At 43.5% G+C, this 13,194-nt stretch carries 17 protein-coding genes; 6 read left to right on the top strand and 11 right to left on the bottom strand.

Going from position 1 to position 13,194, the window contains the following annotated elements; translation table 11 throughout:
• Positions 1 to 6 precede the first annotated feature (6 nt).
• From JZO70_RS00215 to JZO70_RS00195, 5 genes are all read right to left on the bottom strand, one after another.
• Positions 7 to 1,350: a TerB N-terminal domain-containing protein gene (locus tag JZO70_RS00215; RefSeq protein ID WP_207671512.1), complete on the bottom strand. Its 1,344-nt coding sequence runs from the start codon at positions 1,348 to 1,350 to the stop codon at positions 7 to 9.
• A 219-nt stretch (positions 1,351 to 1,569) separates the two neighbouring features.
• A complete protein-coding gene (locus tag JZO70_RS00210; RefSeq protein WP_207671511.1) occupies positions 1,570 to 1,728 on the bottom strand; it encodes a hypothetical protein in 159 nt (52 codons plus the stop codon).
• Positions 1,725 to 2,309 (bottom strand): DUF1700 domain-containing protein, encoded by a 585-nt coding sequence (locus JZO70_RS00205; protein WP_207671510.1) that lies wholly within the window; start codon positions 2,307 to 2,309, stop codon positions 1,725 to 1,727. Before JZO70_RS00205 ends, JZO70_RS00210 begins: the two co-directional genes overlap by 4 nt.
• Positions 2,296 to 2,619 carry a PadR family transcriptional regulator gene (locus tag JZO70_RS00200; protein WP_207671509.1) on the bottom strand — a complete coding sequence of 108 codons (324 nt, stop codon included), beginning with the start codon at positions 2,617 to 2,619 and terminating at the stop codon, positions 2,296 to 2,298. Before JZO70_RS00200 ends, JZO70_RS00205 begins: the two co-directional genes overlap by 14 nt.
• Before the next feature lie 167 nt (positions 2,620 to 2,786).
• Positions 2,787 to 3,275: a prolyl-tRNA synthetase associated domain-containing protein gene (locus JZO70_RS00195; RefSeq protein WP_207671508.1), complete on the bottom strand. Its 489-nt coding sequence runs from the start codon at positions 3,273 to 3,275 to the stop codon at positions 2,787 to 2,789.
• Between the two features lie 155 nt (positions 3,276 to 3,430).
• Between JZO70_RS00195 and JZO70_RS00190 the strand changes: the two genes are divergently transcribed.
• Both JZO70_RS00190 and JZO70_RS00185 read left to right on the top strand, forming a co-directional pair.
• On the top strand, positions 3,431 to 4,009 hold the full coding sequence (locus JZO70_RS00190; protein WP_207671507.1) for a DUF6434 domain-containing protein: 579 nt from the start codon (positions 3,431 to 3,433) through the stop codon (positions 4,007 to 4,009).
• 4 nt (positions 4,010 to 4,013) lie between these two features.
• Positions 4,014 to 4,730, top strand: coding sequence for a DUF5131 family protein (locus JZO70_RS00185; protein ID WP_207671506.1), 717 nt, complete (start codon positions 4,014 to 4,016; stop codon positions 4,728 to 4,730).
• 95 nt (positions 4,731 to 4,825) lie between these two features.
• Here the strand turns inward: JZO70_RS00185 and JZO70_RS00180 are convergent, their stop codons facing one another.
• The 6 genes from JZO70_RS00180 to JZO70_RS00155 all read right to left on the bottom strand — a co-directional run bounded on the left by JZO70_RS00180 (position 4,826) and on the right by JZO70_RS00155 (position 10,083).
• Complete coding sequence (locus tag JZO70_RS00180; RefSeq protein ID WP_207671505.1) at positions 4,826 to 5,599, bottom strand: DeoR family transcriptional regulator; 774 nt, start codon at positions 5,597 to 5,599, stop codon at positions 4,826 to 4,828.
• Positions 5,600 to 5,674: 75 nt separating this feature from the next.
• Entirely contained in the window at positions 5,675 to 6,343 is a 669-nt protein-coding gene (locus JZO70_RS00175; RefSeq protein ID WP_207671504.1) for an HAD family hydrolase, read from the bottom strand.
• A 59-nt stretch (positions 6,344 to 6,402) separates the two neighbouring features.
• Entirely contained in the window at positions 6,403 to 6,963 is a 561-nt protein-coding gene (locus tag JZO70_RS00170; RefSeq protein ID WP_207671503.1) for an ECF transporter S component, read from the bottom strand.
• Entirely contained in the window at positions 6,950 to 7,777 is an 828-nt protein-coding gene (gene thiD, locus JZO70_RS00165) for a bifunctional hydroxymethylpyrimidine kinase/phosphomethylpyrimidine kinase (protein ID WP_207671502.1), read from the bottom strand. Before thiD ends, JZO70_RS00170 begins: the two co-directional genes overlap by 14 nt.
• 147 nt (positions 7,778 to 7,924) lie before the next feature.
• Positions 7,925 to 9,523: an aspartate 4-decarboxylase gene (gene aspD, locus JZO70_RS00160; protein ID WP_207671501.1), complete on the bottom strand. Its 1,599-nt coding sequence runs from the start codon at positions 9,521 to 9,523 to the stop codon at positions 7,925 to 7,927.
• Between the two features lie 128 nt (positions 9,524 to 9,651).
• On the bottom strand, positions 9,652 to 10,083 hold the full coding sequence (locus JZO70_RS00155) for a GNAT family N-acetyltransferase (protein ID WP_207671500.1): 432 nt from the start codon (positions 10,081 to 10,083) through the stop codon (positions 9,652 to 9,654).
• Positions 10,084 to 10,288: 205 nt separating this feature from the next.
• On the opposite strand from JZO70_RS00155, the gene JZO70_RS00150 reads away from it, so the two are divergent.
• The 4 genes from JZO70_RS00150 to emtC all read left to right on the top strand — a co-directional run bounded on the left by JZO70_RS00150 (position 10,289) and on the right by emtC (position 13,178).
• The gene (locus JZO70_RS00150; RefSeq protein ID WP_207671499.1) at positions 10,289 to 10,534 is read left to right on the top strand and encodes a hypothetical protein; all 246 of its coding nucleotides are present in this window, start codon (positions 10,289 to 10,291) and stop codon (positions 10,532 to 10,534) included.
• Positions 10,535 to 10,938: 404 nt separating this feature from the next.
• Positions 10,939 to 11,661: a metal ABC transporter ATP-binding protein EmtA gene (emtA, locus tag JZO70_RS00145; RefSeq protein WP_207671498.1), complete on the top strand. Its 723-nt coding sequence runs from the start codon at positions 10,939 to 10,941 to the stop codon at positions 11,659 to 11,661.
• The gene (gene emtB / locus JZO70_RS00140; RefSeq protein WP_207671497.1) at positions 11,658 to 12,329 is read left to right on the top strand and encodes a metal ABC transporter permease EmtB; all 672 of its coding nucleotides are present in this window, start codon (positions 11,658 to 11,660) and stop codon (positions 12,327 to 12,329) included. The genes emtA and emtB overlap by 4 nt, the downstream gene beginning before the upstream one ends.
• A 30-nt stretch (positions 12,330 to 12,359) precedes the next feature.
• Entirely contained in the window at positions 12,360 to 13,178 is an 819-nt protein-coding gene (gene emtC, locus JZO70_RS00135; RefSeq protein ID WP_207671496.1) for a metal family ABC transporter substrate-binding protein EmtC, read from the top strand.
• Positions 13,179 to 13,194 lie beyond the last annotated feature (16 nt).

Below are 13,194 nucleotides of genomic sequence, written 5' to 3'. Positions count from 1 at the left end.
CCTTCATCACTTTTTTTGCGCGCTAGCCGGTCTCTTTTTTTCCAGCTTATTATTTTGGTGTTTTTCTGCTCTTATTAAACGATGGACGTATTTCAATTGATTGGCTAATATCGAATGCTTTGGTAATCGGGTTAGTCCCAGGTTTAGAATGTCTAAAGCATCAACGTAACGATTTTGTTTTTGATACATATGCGCCAAGCATTGGTACGGTTTAACAGACGAGCTCCTTTTTCGCACGGCCCGCAGCAGGTGCTTTTCGGCCTGTTCATAGCGTTCACGGATGCAGCAATCGATACCTAACGCTTCTTCGGAAACGACGTCTATTTTATAGACACCGCGAATTTTGTCTAAGCGTTGCTGTACGGACAAGCCATCGTTGGGAATGTCGATGTTTTTAGGTCGGCCCTCCAGCATACGCATCAATTGGTTTCGGCGTCTCTTATTTTCAGCAGCACAAGGCTGAAGCGCAGCTTGATTGAATAATGGAAGAATGGCTGATTTGAATTTAGGATCACTCAGCAGGTTGATGAATTTAAACTCAGTGATTGGCAATGAAGGATTCAGCAGCGAAATGACGATTGCTTCATCTGTGTTCAATGATTTATCCAGCTTGAACTGGATAGTCGAGCTGCCATAAGTCTCCGTGATCGCTTTTTCCAAATTTTCTTCAAAGCTCTCTAGATTTCTCATCTGGTGTTCTTCCAACTCATAGCCCGCCGAATTTGCCAAATAGATCAAATCTGCCGCGGAAAACGCTTGTTGGCAAGTGATCTTCAATAGAAACATCAGTTCAGGATGAATCTTATAAAGCGGTAAGAGCTTGAGCACCTTTGGATCTTTCGATTTCAGCGCTGCGACAGCCATCAGCTGAGAACACTCGTAACTATATGCTGGAAATTTTTTAGGATTGCTGAGTATTGTCAACGTTCTGACAGTCGATACAATGTTTCGATTCAAAAATACGTTGCGCTCTAAAGCATAAATAAGGTAACGCAAGTAGCCGGCGTCTTCTTGAACAATATCACTTAAGAAGGATAAATAGCCTTGACGCTCACCTTCAGTCATTTCGGAGTAGGAGACGTTTTTTTTGATTTGTTTCGTTTTCCCGGGGCCCAGCTTTTCCGCGACGATAATTTCTGATGGCTCATAGGTGCCTTCGATACCTTCTGAGAGGATAACCCCGTATTTCGCATAACTCGCTTTATTCCACAAAGTCGGTTCTTTTGAGATAAACAATGAATTGCGAATAGCAGGGGGGATATAACTGAGACAGATATCAAGTTTGGATCTTTTCGGCATTTTTGCCCCAGTTACCCCATATTTTTTGTCGATAAAACTATTAAAATCCATTGTTCCTCCTGTATTGGTTGTTTTTATTTTTATTATACCGAAAAAGAAAATCACCACTAAGTAAAATAAAAAATAATCGATTCAGATTCTTAGAAAAAATGTTAAGCAAATGAATCGGGAAGCTGTTGCTTACAAGCAAGCCAAAAAAACTGGAATCAGTTGACTGATTCCAGTGGATATTTATACTATTTGCTGCTGAAAGTGCCAGGGTCGTTTCGTTTATTCAGAATAAACATCGACCACATTGAACCAGCGGCGTTCGTGATCGTCATAGTTTTCCAGTGAAAAGCCGGAAAGAGCAAAACCGATCATAGTGAAAATAATCCCAAACAACACTAGCCAGCTGCCGATTTTTGGCATGATATATTTGGATCTCATACATTGACCACCTTTCTTTGGAATACCAATTGACGAACTTTGCGGGTCATCCAGCGGTGGCAATTAATAAACAAGGCGCTGCAGCGGTAAGTGCCCCACATAATCAACAGTCCAAGACCAAACAGCAGCATGCCGACACCTAATTGGGTCACACCGATGAAGAAAGAATCCATAATCGCTAATGGACTAGTTAAGGTTGCAAGAAGTCCGCCTAGTAAAAGTCCGCCGCCTAAGCAGGCAAAGGAAAAAGGAATACACCAAACGACAATATAAAAACTAAGAATCAATAGAAACGCTGCAAGCGCCAGGCTGCCCCAAAGCGGGAAACCAATGAGCAATAACAGTAAAATGATCGGACTAAAACGTCTAGGCACTTTGATTTCTTGCGGAATTCCCGCTGCTTCATAGGCCAAGGCTTGCGGATCCCCCATTTTGGCCACCGCTTCTTCCTCGGAATAGCCGTCCTCCATCAAATCCATAATCATTTCATCGTAATACTCAATCAAACGCTGTACTTCACTTGGTCGGACCTCATAGGCTAAATAATTGCTCAATTCTTTAATAAACTCAACTCGCTGCATTTTCGACACTTCCTTTAATGTATTGTTGGATGGCCTCTACCTGAGTCCAATCCTGTAAAAATTGCTGGATACTTTCAAATCCCGCGTCGGTTAGATGATAATATTTCCGTAACCGCCCATTGTGGATTTTTGAGTAGGTAGTCACGCGTTGGCTGGTTTCCAGCCGTTTTAAAATCGGATAAAGCGTGGATTCGGTAATTTCAATTTGATGACTGATTTGTTTAACAATTTCGTAGCCGTAAGAGTCTTGAGGAGACAGTGCGGCTAGAACGCAATACTCAATCAGCCCTTTTTTCAATTGGCTATTCATGCGCATCACCCCTCTACACCTTATACTATACATGACATAGTATAAGGGGACTATAGGACTTAAGTCCGATTATTAGAAATTGCTGAAAAAATTGGTTCAACACACGGGTTTATTTTTACCAAAATAAAAAAGCTGCGACCATCAAAAGTCGCAGCTTCGATCCAACATTAAATTTGGGTAACATGCACCTGATTGCCATGCTCTTTGATAATCGCCACCAAGTCTTTGGTTTTTACCCAGACGGTTGCTGTATTATCATTGGGATGAACACCAATCAGACCAGGATCTTGCATGAAGTCCTCGTCGATGTAAAATTGTACGATACACTCCGCATCATTTAACATACCAAAAGGCGATACTGCTCCTGGAATTAATCCCATCACCTTCATTAAGTCATCCGCTGAGGCAAAGGATAAGCGGCGGGTTTCGTGTTTCGCCTTGAATTCTTTCAGGTCAACCCGTTTGTCGCCTTTGACACTGATCAGATAATAATTGCGTTTTTTGTCATCCCGTACAAACAGATTTTTCGCATCGGCTTCCGGATAGGGAAGATCCACCGCGTCCAGTTCTTCCATATTATAGACCGCTTCATGCTCAGTTACCTCATGCCAAAAATTTCCTTCACTTAAAAAATTTAACACTTGCTCCTTATTCATAAAAATCCCCCTCACAACCATTCATATTTTTTAAATTATATCACATTGAGAAGGGGAGATAATAGAAACAGTGGAAAAATTATTTATAGGTAGTCAAAACAGAGGCGAACGCGTGTTCTTTTTGTGGTATAATTAAAAAAAACTGGAGGCAGCAGATGAAGCGATCGGAATTAACCAACCAATTAACGGAGGATACTTTTCATCAGTTTTACTATTTAAAGGAAGAACTAGTCAGTTTTTGTCGGCAGGAACAGCTGCAAACAACCGGCAGCAAACAGGAACTGACTCAGCGTATCAGTCACTATCTAGCCACCGGTGAAAGAAAAATCACCAAGAAAACGACGCGAAAGAACACCCGGGTGGCGATCGCACTAAATACACCAATTGAAGCCGATCTGGTTTGTTCAGAAATTCATCGAGCTTTTTTCAAGAAGCATTTAGGCCAGCAATTTTCTTTCAATGTTGCTTTTCAAAATTGGTTAAAAGCGAATACCGGCAAAACCTATCAAGAGGCATTGTTGGCTTATCAAGCAATTTTGGAAGAAAAGAAGAAGCGACCGACAACGATTGGGCAGCAGTTTGAGTACAATACCTATATTCGCGCATTTTTTACGGCAAATCAGGGGCGCAAACTGCCCGAAGCGATTGCCTGTTGGAAATACAAGAAGGCGCAAGCAGGACCGAATGTTTACGAACCGGCGGATTTGGCGGTGTTGAGCAGGGAAGGGGAGTAGTAGGGTGGCCATTTGGAATCCTTGGCGGGGCTGTCATCGAGTCAGTGATGGTTGCCGTTATTGCTTTATTCATGAAGGGGATAAAAAGCGTAAGCAGGACACTGGGATTATTGCGAAGACGCCGCAATTCGATGCACCGATTAAGCGAACGAAGCAGGACTACAAAATGAAGCCCCAGCAGCAGGTGTTCGTGTGCTTCTCCAGTGATTTCTTAGTGGAGGAGGCGGATGCCTGGCGTCCAGAATGCTGGGAAATGATCAAGGAACGCTCTGATCTAAACTTTTTCTTTCTAACCAAACGAATTCAGCGCTTTGAAGAGGTGATGCCGGCCGATTGGGGTGACGGCTACGACAACGTCAGTATCGGGGTGTCGGTAGAGAACCAGCAAATGGCCGATCAGCGCTTGAACTATTTTCAAACGCTTCCGATCAAGCATAAAACCATCGCCTGTCAGCCGTTACTGGAACCTATCTGCTTGAGCCGCTATTTAAGCGACATCGAATTGGTAGTCGCTGGTGGAGAGTACCATAAGCAAGCCCGGCCGTTAAACTATAACTGGATTTTGGCGTTGCGAGAAGAATGTATCGCTCATCAGGTGGCCTTTGAGTTTCGTCAGTGTGGGACTCACTTCATCAAGGAGGGGCAGGAGTACCAGCTAAGTTACCGCCAACTATTTAGCCAGGCGAAAAAGGCCGGAATTAATTGGTATCCTACTTTGTGAAATTAGAGCTAATAATATCGCAAACAAAATAAGTGCATAAAAAACAAAAACTAGAACTCGCAAACAGGAAACATTCCCCAGCGAATTCTAGTTTTTTAAACTTTGAAAATTTTCTTTAAGCCATTCTCCAGCAGCTGTTCTTCAATTGTCAGGTCTAGTCCAACATCTGTAACCAGGATGTCCATCTTATTAATGGGCAGAAAGGTGTAAAGCGCACGATGACCGATTTTCGTGTGGTCAGTTACCACGATTCGGATCTTGGCTGCTTTAATCATGTTCACCTTGGCTGGCACTAGCAGTTCGTTGAAATGCGTCAAGCCTTTATCAATGTTCAAGGCGGGAGTTGCTAAAAATACCTTGTCAACATCCAGCTTCTCCAAGGTTTCATTGGTGATCTGACCATTCAGCATAAAGCTGTCATGAAACAAAGTGCCGCCAGTAACAATGGTGGTGATCCGGCGGTTTTGCCGCAGCACTGATGCAATATTTACGTCATTCGTCACCACTGTCAAAGTCTGATAGTGGCCGCCTTCGTTCAAAGCCTTCGCAAGCTGAAGGGTGGTAGTTCCTGAATCTAAAATAATACATTCGCCATCCTTCACCAAAGTCGCCGCAAACTCACCGATGCGGTTCTTTTCATCGAGACACTCAGTCGCTCGATCTTCAAAATCCGGTTCATCCCGTTTGATACTAACCGGTACCACCCCGCCGTGAATGCGAGAAACCAAGCCCTGTTCCTCCAGCTCATCTAAGTCCCGCCGAATGGTTGTTTCATGAACGGCAAATATTCTAGCCAATTCATTAACAGAAATAAACTGATTCTCTTCGATTTTATTCAATATTTTCGTTCTTCGTTCTTCCGTTAGCACGATTTTAACCTCACTTTGCGCTTTTTACCTTCACTCTATTGTAGTATAAAATACCCAAAAAGGGAAAGCTAACCATTAATTTGTTGTTAATAATTCAGGATGACCCTGACAGGCCGCTAAGAGTTGATCAAAGTCTTGGTAGCTGCCAAGGGGAATCTGATTGATTTCTTCAGCAAGCGGGATAAAATCATTTAAGTGATAAACTGCCAAATCAGCACCGGCGGCAGCCAATAACCCATTCGTGGAGTCTTCAAAAACGACGATCTCAGCTTTGGGATGGCCAGAGCGTTCCGCCGCCAAGTGAAAAATTTCGGGGTCGGGTTTGCCTTTGGAGACCTCGTCGCCAAAAGCGGTGAATGTAAAATAATCCCACACCTCTAAAGCTTCTAAAATGGACTTAGCTTCGGCAGCAGGAGAGGAGGTGGCTAAACCGCAAGTGATTCCGGCAGTTTGGCAAGCCTTCAGAAAGGTTAGTGCTCCTGGATTCAATTCAAAACGTGCATTAGCAACGAAGCATTCTCGCCGACGCAAGATCTGTTCCAGCAAAGTGTCAAAGGGGAAATCGCTTCCATATTCTGCCAGAAATAATGGCTTAATAGCGTCAATCGGTGTACCTAAAACCCCGCGATAAAAATCAGTAGTCAAGGCGTAGCCTTCGCACTGCATGAAGCTCTGCCAGCAAGCAAAATATTTCTTCTCAGAATTAATCAGTGTTCCGTCCATATCAAAAATCCCGCACTTCATAGCTTGGCCTCCGTTTTCTTTTAATCTTACCATAAAAAGAAGTCGTAAAATCATTGATTTTACGACTTGGAGTAATTTGGCTGATTATGGAAAATGGTTTGCATGGCTTTACGCAAAGGAAAATACATCAGACTGACTATTATAATAGTAGAAAAAATGTTGATGACTGTCGCTGGCATGGTAGCCAGGGCAGCAAAGAATGCAGGTCTCAGTTGAGCGCCGGCGATCATACTCATTACTGTTGCTTTGATCACCGACATGATAAACTTGGCAATTCCCGCCAGGATGCCGATGATTACAATTTGCCAAACAGCTTTCGGCTGCTTTTTGAAAATCATGAAGCCTAGATAAGCGGCCGCGCCTACCGCAAAGCTTTCCAATAAAAAGTAGGGGGCCTCATTAGCAAAACCATTCAACATATCAAAAATGAAAAAGCCCATTCCGCCCGCCAAGGAACCTTGCCAATAGCCGGTTAATAAAACCGCTAATAAGACCACGGCATTGCCAAAGTGGATAAAGGCTCCAGTTGGTAAAGGGATTTTAATCATAGTACCGGCAATTGTCAAAGCCGTAAAAAGGGCAATTAAGACAATCGTTCGTGTTTTGTTAGCACTGTTCATCGTTCTTCAGCTCCAATCGTTTTTCTGCTTGGTTATAGGCGCCGTGCCAGACATGTCCGGTGAAAGGATTAATCAAGCTGCCGCCTTTAATCGCTGCTTCCACAAAGCGAATCGCTAGGTCAATGGCTTGTTCCGGCGAGTAATTTTTAGCTAAAGCTGCCGTGATAGCGGCCGCAAAGGTACAGCCGGCCCCATGATTGTAGGGCGTATCAATTAATGGGTGAGGGTAGAAGGTAAAATTCTCCCCGTCGTAATGCAGATCATAGGCTTGTTCCAGCCCTAATCGCGCCCCGCCTTTGATCACCACATGTTTGGCGCCGAAGGAATGAATAATCGCTGCCGCTTTTTTCATGTCCTCCTTGCTGGTCAGTTCTCCCAGCTTAGATAAAATTCCTGCCTCGCGTAAATTTGGCGTGGTAATAAAAGCCAGTGGCAATAAGTGCTGCCGCATTGCCTGAACCGGTTCTGCTTGGATAAAATCAACGGTGCTTTTTCCGCCCAGCACGGGATCAACCACAATTTTTTCTGTTCGTTGGCTCAAGGTCTGGCTGACTAATTCAATGACTTCCTTGCTAGGCAGCAAGCCGGTTTTAATCGTATCGATGGGTCCAGCGAAGACTGAATCGATTTGACTTTTGATCAGTCCGGTATCTAAAGGACTCATTGCATGACTGCCTGTTTCTGGATTCATGGTGACAATCGAAGTGATCGCAGCCAAGCCAAAAACACCGAATTCCTGGAAGGTTTTTAAATCTGCTTCCAAACCAGCCCCGCCAGTCGCATCTGAACCGGCGATAGTTACTGCTTTTTTCATAAAATGACTCCTTTCACATTTTTTTCAAGAATACAGCAAAGAAGCAAGCCTGAAAACAGCCAATTGGCTTTGTTTTTCCTCATCCAATTTTGAGAAATAGATTAGAACGCAAAAAAGCAGACAACTAAGTGCCTGCTTTGAACGTCATTATTTGGTTTCTTTCAACCATTCGTCACGAATCGATTCGGTTAAATGGATGATCCGTTTGCCCACTTCAGCGTATTGGCTGGTGGATAGATTGGCTAGCGAAACCCGCACAGCCCACTCGCCGCTGCCAAAGGCGTTGGCTTTCAACAGCATTAGTTGTTCTTTTTCCGCCAGGATAGTTAAAATTTTGGTTACAGTCCACGATTTTTTCAAATAAGCGGTGAATTCTTTGCCGTAGCGTTTTTGGACCCAATCCTCATAATTGATTTCGCAATAATAAGCGGTATCCAAAGAAGCTAAGGGTTCTTCTAAGCCCAGCGTGTGGAACAATAATTTTTCCCGCTCGTGACAAATCGCCATGACTTCATCCTTGTAGGCCTGTCCTTCATCCAATAGAGAATACAAACTGAACAAGGTCATCATCACTTGCTGTGGAGAAGAAAGTCCGGCTGCGTGGTTCAAAGCTACGTCGCGACTATCCGCTACGATTCGATCGATGAAAGAAATCTCACTTGGATCGCTAGAAACAGAAGCGTACCGTTCAGCTAATCTGGCTTGATATTCTTCCGGCAGTTCAGCAATTAATTGGTCGAAAACCGAGGCTTTCGCAACGGCAATCGTACCCACACGCCAGCCGGTTGCACCAAAATATTTAGAATAAGAATAGATGCACGCCGTGTTGTAAGGCAGCTCCGCAAACAAAGAAGTAAACTCGGGAACAAAAGTGCCATAAACGTCATCGGTTAAGATCATCAAGTTCTTATGGTCGTTGGTGACAATTTCCTTAATCAAATCAACGGTTGAAGAACAAATCGCATTGGCAGTCGGGTTGCTTGGATTCACTACAAATACCGCCTTAATACTTTTATCCCGCAATTTGTTAATCTCGCTGTCAGGAAATTGATAGCTGGATTTGCCGTCCAGCACCGTTTGCTTAGCCTGGATCTTTACTACGTCAAAATCGTATTGCGGCAACTCAGGAATTTCCAAATAAGGCGCAAAGGTCGGTAGCATCAAGGCAATCTTATCTCCTCGGTGCAGCAGAAAATTATTTATTAAAGTATCAAATATGTAGCAGATTCCCGCCGTTCCGCCTTCGACAGCGAAAATATCAAAGGGAATCGCTGAATTGGCAAACAGCTCTTGATTCAAATAGGCTTTAATCGGTCCTTCGCAGGCGGTCAGACAACGCACTGGGTTGGGATAATTGTCGCCAATGATGTGATCCAGCATTTCTGTCAGCCAATCATCCTTGGTTAGACCTAGATAATTGTTGTCAGAAAACCAAATCTTTTTCAAAAAGTCGGCGCCTTTTCCTGGGTGCTGCTGTAAAAATTCAACAAAGCGTTGACTGCGGCCGGCTTTGGCGGTAATCATACCAGCTGTTAGTTCACCGCTGTCATGCAGCGTTTCTTGGGTCGCAAATTGTCCTAGTAAAAAGAAAGCCTCCCGTGGGGTAGGTGCGGTCCAGTTAGGATTACCGCGACCGGCATTTAATAGGTTTTTACCGTCATTGTTTTCATGGATTTTTTTCTCTAAAAATAAACTTAATTCAAAGGGACTTAACTCTTCTAAATTGTTATCAGTAGCAATTGGCATAATTTCCCCTCACTTTACGATTGTTATCTTTATGATAACGCGGCAGTGTTTGAGGTTACCGATAATCCGCTAAGAGCTGCCAAAGAATCTAGGTGAGAGGGTACTAATAAACTGATGGCCTTTTCTTGCTATTTTCTTAGGGTTAGGTGGGTTAAGGGATATGGTCGTCCTTGTCCATCCAGCGGACTTTCCCCCGTCACAACAAAGCCCTGCTTCAAGTAAAAATTCAAGCCAGCGATGTTTTGTGTGTTCACGTCCACTGTGTGAATCCCGTCTTCTTGAATCAGCTGTTTGATAATTTTGCTGCCCATACCCTTTTGCCGATGCCGCGGCTCCACAAAAAGCATCTCCAGCTTTTCTTCAGCCGTACCGCTAAAGCCGACAATCTGATCGTAGTCGTACCACAGCTTCATATCCAAATCAACGAAGTAGTCAGGCATAGCTTTCTTCAATGCCAATAGATCCGGCTCTGCCAGAAAATCATGGGTCGCCCGCACGGAACGCTCCCACAACGCCACCATTACCGGGTAATCTGTCTCTTCAGCCATCCGATTGTACATATTGATCACCCTTTCTTTGAAAACATTTTCTCACAGGCAGCAAATTAAAACCAGATTTATATCCTATTTAAAGAAGGCTTCGCAAAACCTTCACGCGTTTTACCTAAAATACAAGTATCCCCAAAGTCCGGTAAACATATCGGACCCAAGACCCATGCAAAAAATCCTGAAATGATGGATAATGAATTTTATAGGAGGGATCGACATGGATCAGATCATCGCTTTAGTATTTATTGGCTTATTAGTGTACTTCGTCGTGAAAGTTGGCTCGTTTCTGTGGCGCATCGCCGGGGTCTTGTTTTTACTGTTCATCTTATATACATACAAGGATCAAATGATTTCAAACTTGCAATCCTTCATGTCTTCGCCAGATTTCGGCGGGCTGTGGCAGCAGGCCACGAATTTCGTCAGCAATCTTTGGCAAAAGGTCGTCGGATTCATTTCCATCTAATGCCAATCAATCAATAGGAATAAACGACTTGCCAGGCAGCTTTTTTATGTCTGGTTTTTTTGTGTTTTTAGGAGTGTCTTTGAGAAAATTATAAACACAACGATGCGGCAAAATATTTATTATCAATTTTTGCAACCAGTTGCCGGAGTTAGAAATATAAAATCAAATCGTTATCTTTTGAATGACAGCTATCGTTAAAAATGATACAGGTATAAAAACAGAAATATTTGACGATTTAAACAAAAAGCTTGAAATCCATTTCGTTTTAAGTGATTATATAGATAGAGAGTTTTCTCCCGCGATTACTGATCAGTAATCTTTCGTGTTTTTAGACGATTAAATCTTCATTATTAGTACAGATAAAACAGTTGTTATATTGTGTTACTTTATTCTAGGAGGCAGCTATGCTTGAGTTGAAAAATGTGTCGAAGTTCTATAGTAAGACGCAAGCCTTGAAAAATATCCAATTCTCGGTGGAGCCAGGAGAAATTGTCGGCATTGTCGGCAAAAGTGGATCGGGAAAAACAACATTGCTGCGGCTGTTGAACTTGATGGAGCAGCCCAGTGAGGGACAAATCATGATTGACGGAATCGATCAGCAGACATTATCCAAAACAGCTATCCGCCATCAGCAGCAGAAAATGGGGATGATTTTCCAGAACTACAATCTGCTGGAGAACCTGAAAGTATTTGACAATGTGGCTTTGCCTTTGAAACTGTTAAAAGAAAAACAGCCGGAAAAAGTTCGGGATTTATTAGAATTTGTCGGGATGAGCCACAAAGCGGATGCTTATCCGGCTCAGCTTTCTGGTGGGGAAAAGCAGCGGGTGTCGATTGCCCGGGCCTTAAGCCGAGATCCGAAGTGGCTGCTGTGTGACGAGGCGACCAGCTCGCTGGATGAAGAAAATACCGAAAGTGTGGTGCGGCTGCTTCATAAGACTCACCAGGAGCTGCGTCCAACTATTTTCTTTGTCAGCCATGAATTGGAAACGGTAAAGAGTCTGTGTGAACGGATTTTAGTGATGGAAAATGGTCAGCTGGTGGGAGAGTTCCAAAATAATCCTAAACAGTTTTTAGATAAAAAACTTTCTTACTTAGAAAAAGTGGAAAGGAGTCTGCAAGCATGACCTTTTCGCAAAGTTTTGTTGAATACTGGCCGTCACTCTTAATCGGCCTAAAGGAAACCGGAATTATGATGACGATTTCCATGATTATTTGTTTGTTGGTGGGATTGCCGTTGGGATTAGGTTTGTTTTTAGCCAATCCCAAAGTCAAGGGGAGTCATCCAGCTCTTTATTGGCTGTTAAATTTTGTGGTCACGGTGGTACGCTCGTTTCCTTATTTATTATTCGTAATCGCCTTAATTCCAGTGACGCGATCCGTTTTAGGAAAAGCCTTTGGTCCGATTCCATCATCGGTTCCCTTAAGCATTGTGGCGACCGCGATTTTCGCCCGTCTGGTGGAGCAGGTTTTACTGGATGTGCCGGAGGAAATTTATTTTCTAGCCAACTCTTTGGGAACCTCCAGGCTGCAATATATCTGGAATTTTCTATTGGTTGAGGCCCGCAGCGGTTTAGTGTTGGCCTACACCACTACCACCGTCAGCATGGTTTCTTATTCAACCGTGATGGGCGTTGTTGGTGGCGGCGGGATTGGTGACTTTGCCGTTCGCGTCGGTTATCAGCGGTATGAGTACGGCATTATGTATGTCGCCATCGTGATTATGATCGCACTGGTCTTCATTTTGCAAATGCTGGGGAACTTTACAGCACAAAAATTGGATAAACGGAAATAATTTATAAAAATATAGTAGTGGAGGAACAAAATGAAAAAGATCTTTTTAGCCAGCTTGGCAGTAGTAGCGACACTTACTTTAGCAGCATGTGGAGGAAATGATTCCGCAGCAAGCAAGGAAAACAAAGAAATCACCGTGGGGGTTCAATTGGAGTCCTCCAAGGACATTCTAGAAATCGCCAAAAAAGAAGCTGAAAAAGAGGGTTACACTATTAACATCATGGAAGTCAGCGACAATGTGGCTTACAACGATGCGGTGCAGCACGAAGAGGCGGATGCCAACTTTGCTCAGCACGAGCCTTTTATGAAGATGTTCAATCAAGAAAAGGATGCCAATCTAGTAGCGGTTCAACCGATTTATTATTTTGCGGGCGGATTCTACTCGAAGGAATATGATGATGCAACGGATCTACCGGAAGGTGCGAAGGTGGGGATTCCCAGCGATCCAACTAATGAAGGTCGGGCGTTAGCTATCTTAAATGCTAACGGTGTGCTTAAGCTGAAGGAAGGCGTGGGCTTTGACGGTACGGTTGCGGACGTGGTTGAAAATCCGAAAAACCTGACTTTTGAAAGTGTCGATTTGTTGAACTTGGCAAAAGCCTACGATGAAAAGGATATCGCAATGGTCTTTTGCTATCCGGCTTATTTAAAACCGATTGATCTGACTACTAAGGATGCTATTTTGTTAGAGGATGAAGCTGCAAGTAAACACTACGCATTGCAACTGGTTACCCGTGAAGATGAAAAAGACAGTGAAAAAATTGATGTTTTGAAAAAAGCGATGACGACTGAAGAAGTAGCTGATTACATTAAGAATAGTTCAGAAGGTGCCAATATTCCGGCCTTTTAGAAACAGATACAGACCC

The sequence above is a fragment of the Candidatus Enterococcus moelleringii genome (assembly GCF_017377575.1).
Taxonomy (GTDB): domain Bacteria; phylum Bacillota; class Bacilli; order Lactobacillales; family Enterococcaceae; genus Enterococcus_A; species Enterococcus_A moelleringii.
This window is presented reverse-complemented; position numbering and strand designations above follow the sequence as displayed.

Excerpts from the sequence above, each read along its gene's own strand:
- JZO70_RS00215 (WP_207671512.1), bottom strand. The coding sequence starts at position 1,350 with ATGGATTTTAATAGTTTTATCGACAAAAAATATGGGGTAACTGGGGCA.
- JZO70_RS00210 (WP_207671511.1), bottom strand. The coding sequence starts at position 1,728 with ATGAGATCCAAATATATCATGCCAAAAATCGGCAGCTGGCTAGTGTTG.
- JZO70_RS00205 (WP_207671510.1), bottom strand. The coding sequence starts at position 2,309 with ATGCAGCGAGTTGAGTTTATTAAAGAATTGAGCAATTATTTAGCCTAT.
- JZO70_RS00200 (WP_207671509.1), bottom strand. The coding sequence starts at position 2,619 with ATGAATAGCCAATTGAAAAAAGGGCTGATTGAGTATTGCGTTCTAGCC.
- JZO70_RS00195 (WP_207671508.1), bottom strand. The coding sequence starts at position 3,275 with ATGAATAAGGAGCAAGTGTTAAATTTTTTAAGTGAAGGAAATTTTTGG.
- JZO70_RS00190 (WP_207671507.1), top strand. The coding sequence starts at position 3,431 with ATGAAGCGATCGGAATTAACCAACCAATTAACGGAGGATACTTTTCAT.
- JZO70_RS00175 (WP_207671504.1), bottom strand. The coding sequence starts at position 6,343 with ATGAAGTGCGGGATTTTTGATATGGACGGAACACTGATTAATTCTGAG.
- JZO70_RS00170 (WP_207671503.1), bottom strand. The coding sequence starts at position 6,963 with ATGAACAGTGCTAACAAAACACGAACGATTGTCTTAATTGCCCTTTTT.
- thiD (WP_207671502.1), bottom strand. The coding sequence starts at position 7,777 with ATGAAAAAAGCAGTAACTATCGCCGGTTCAGATGCGACTGGCGGGGCT.
- aspD (WP_207671501.1), bottom strand. The coding sequence starts at position 9,523 with ATGCCAATTGCTACTGATAACAATTTAGAAGAGTTAAGTCCCTTTGAA.
- JZO70_RS00155 (WP_207671500.1), bottom strand. The coding sequence starts at position 10,083 with ATGTACAATCGGATGGCTGAAGAGACAGATTACCCGGTAATGGTGGCG.
- JZO70_RS00150 (WP_207671499.1), top strand. The coding sequence starts at position 10,289 with ATGGATCAGATCATCGCTTTAGTATTTATTGGCTTATTAGTGTACTTC.
- emtA (WP_207671498.1), top strand. The coding sequence starts at position 10,939 with ATGCTTGAGTTGAAAAATGTGTCGAAGTTCTATAGTAAGACGCAAGCC.
- emtB (WP_207671497.1), top strand. The coding sequence starts at position 11,658 with ATGACCTTTTCGCAAAGTTTTGTTGAATACTGGCCGTCACTCTTAATC.
- emtC (WP_207671496.1), top strand. The coding sequence starts at position 12,360 with ATGAAAAAGATCTTTTTAGCCAGCTTGGCAGTAGTAGCGACACTTACT.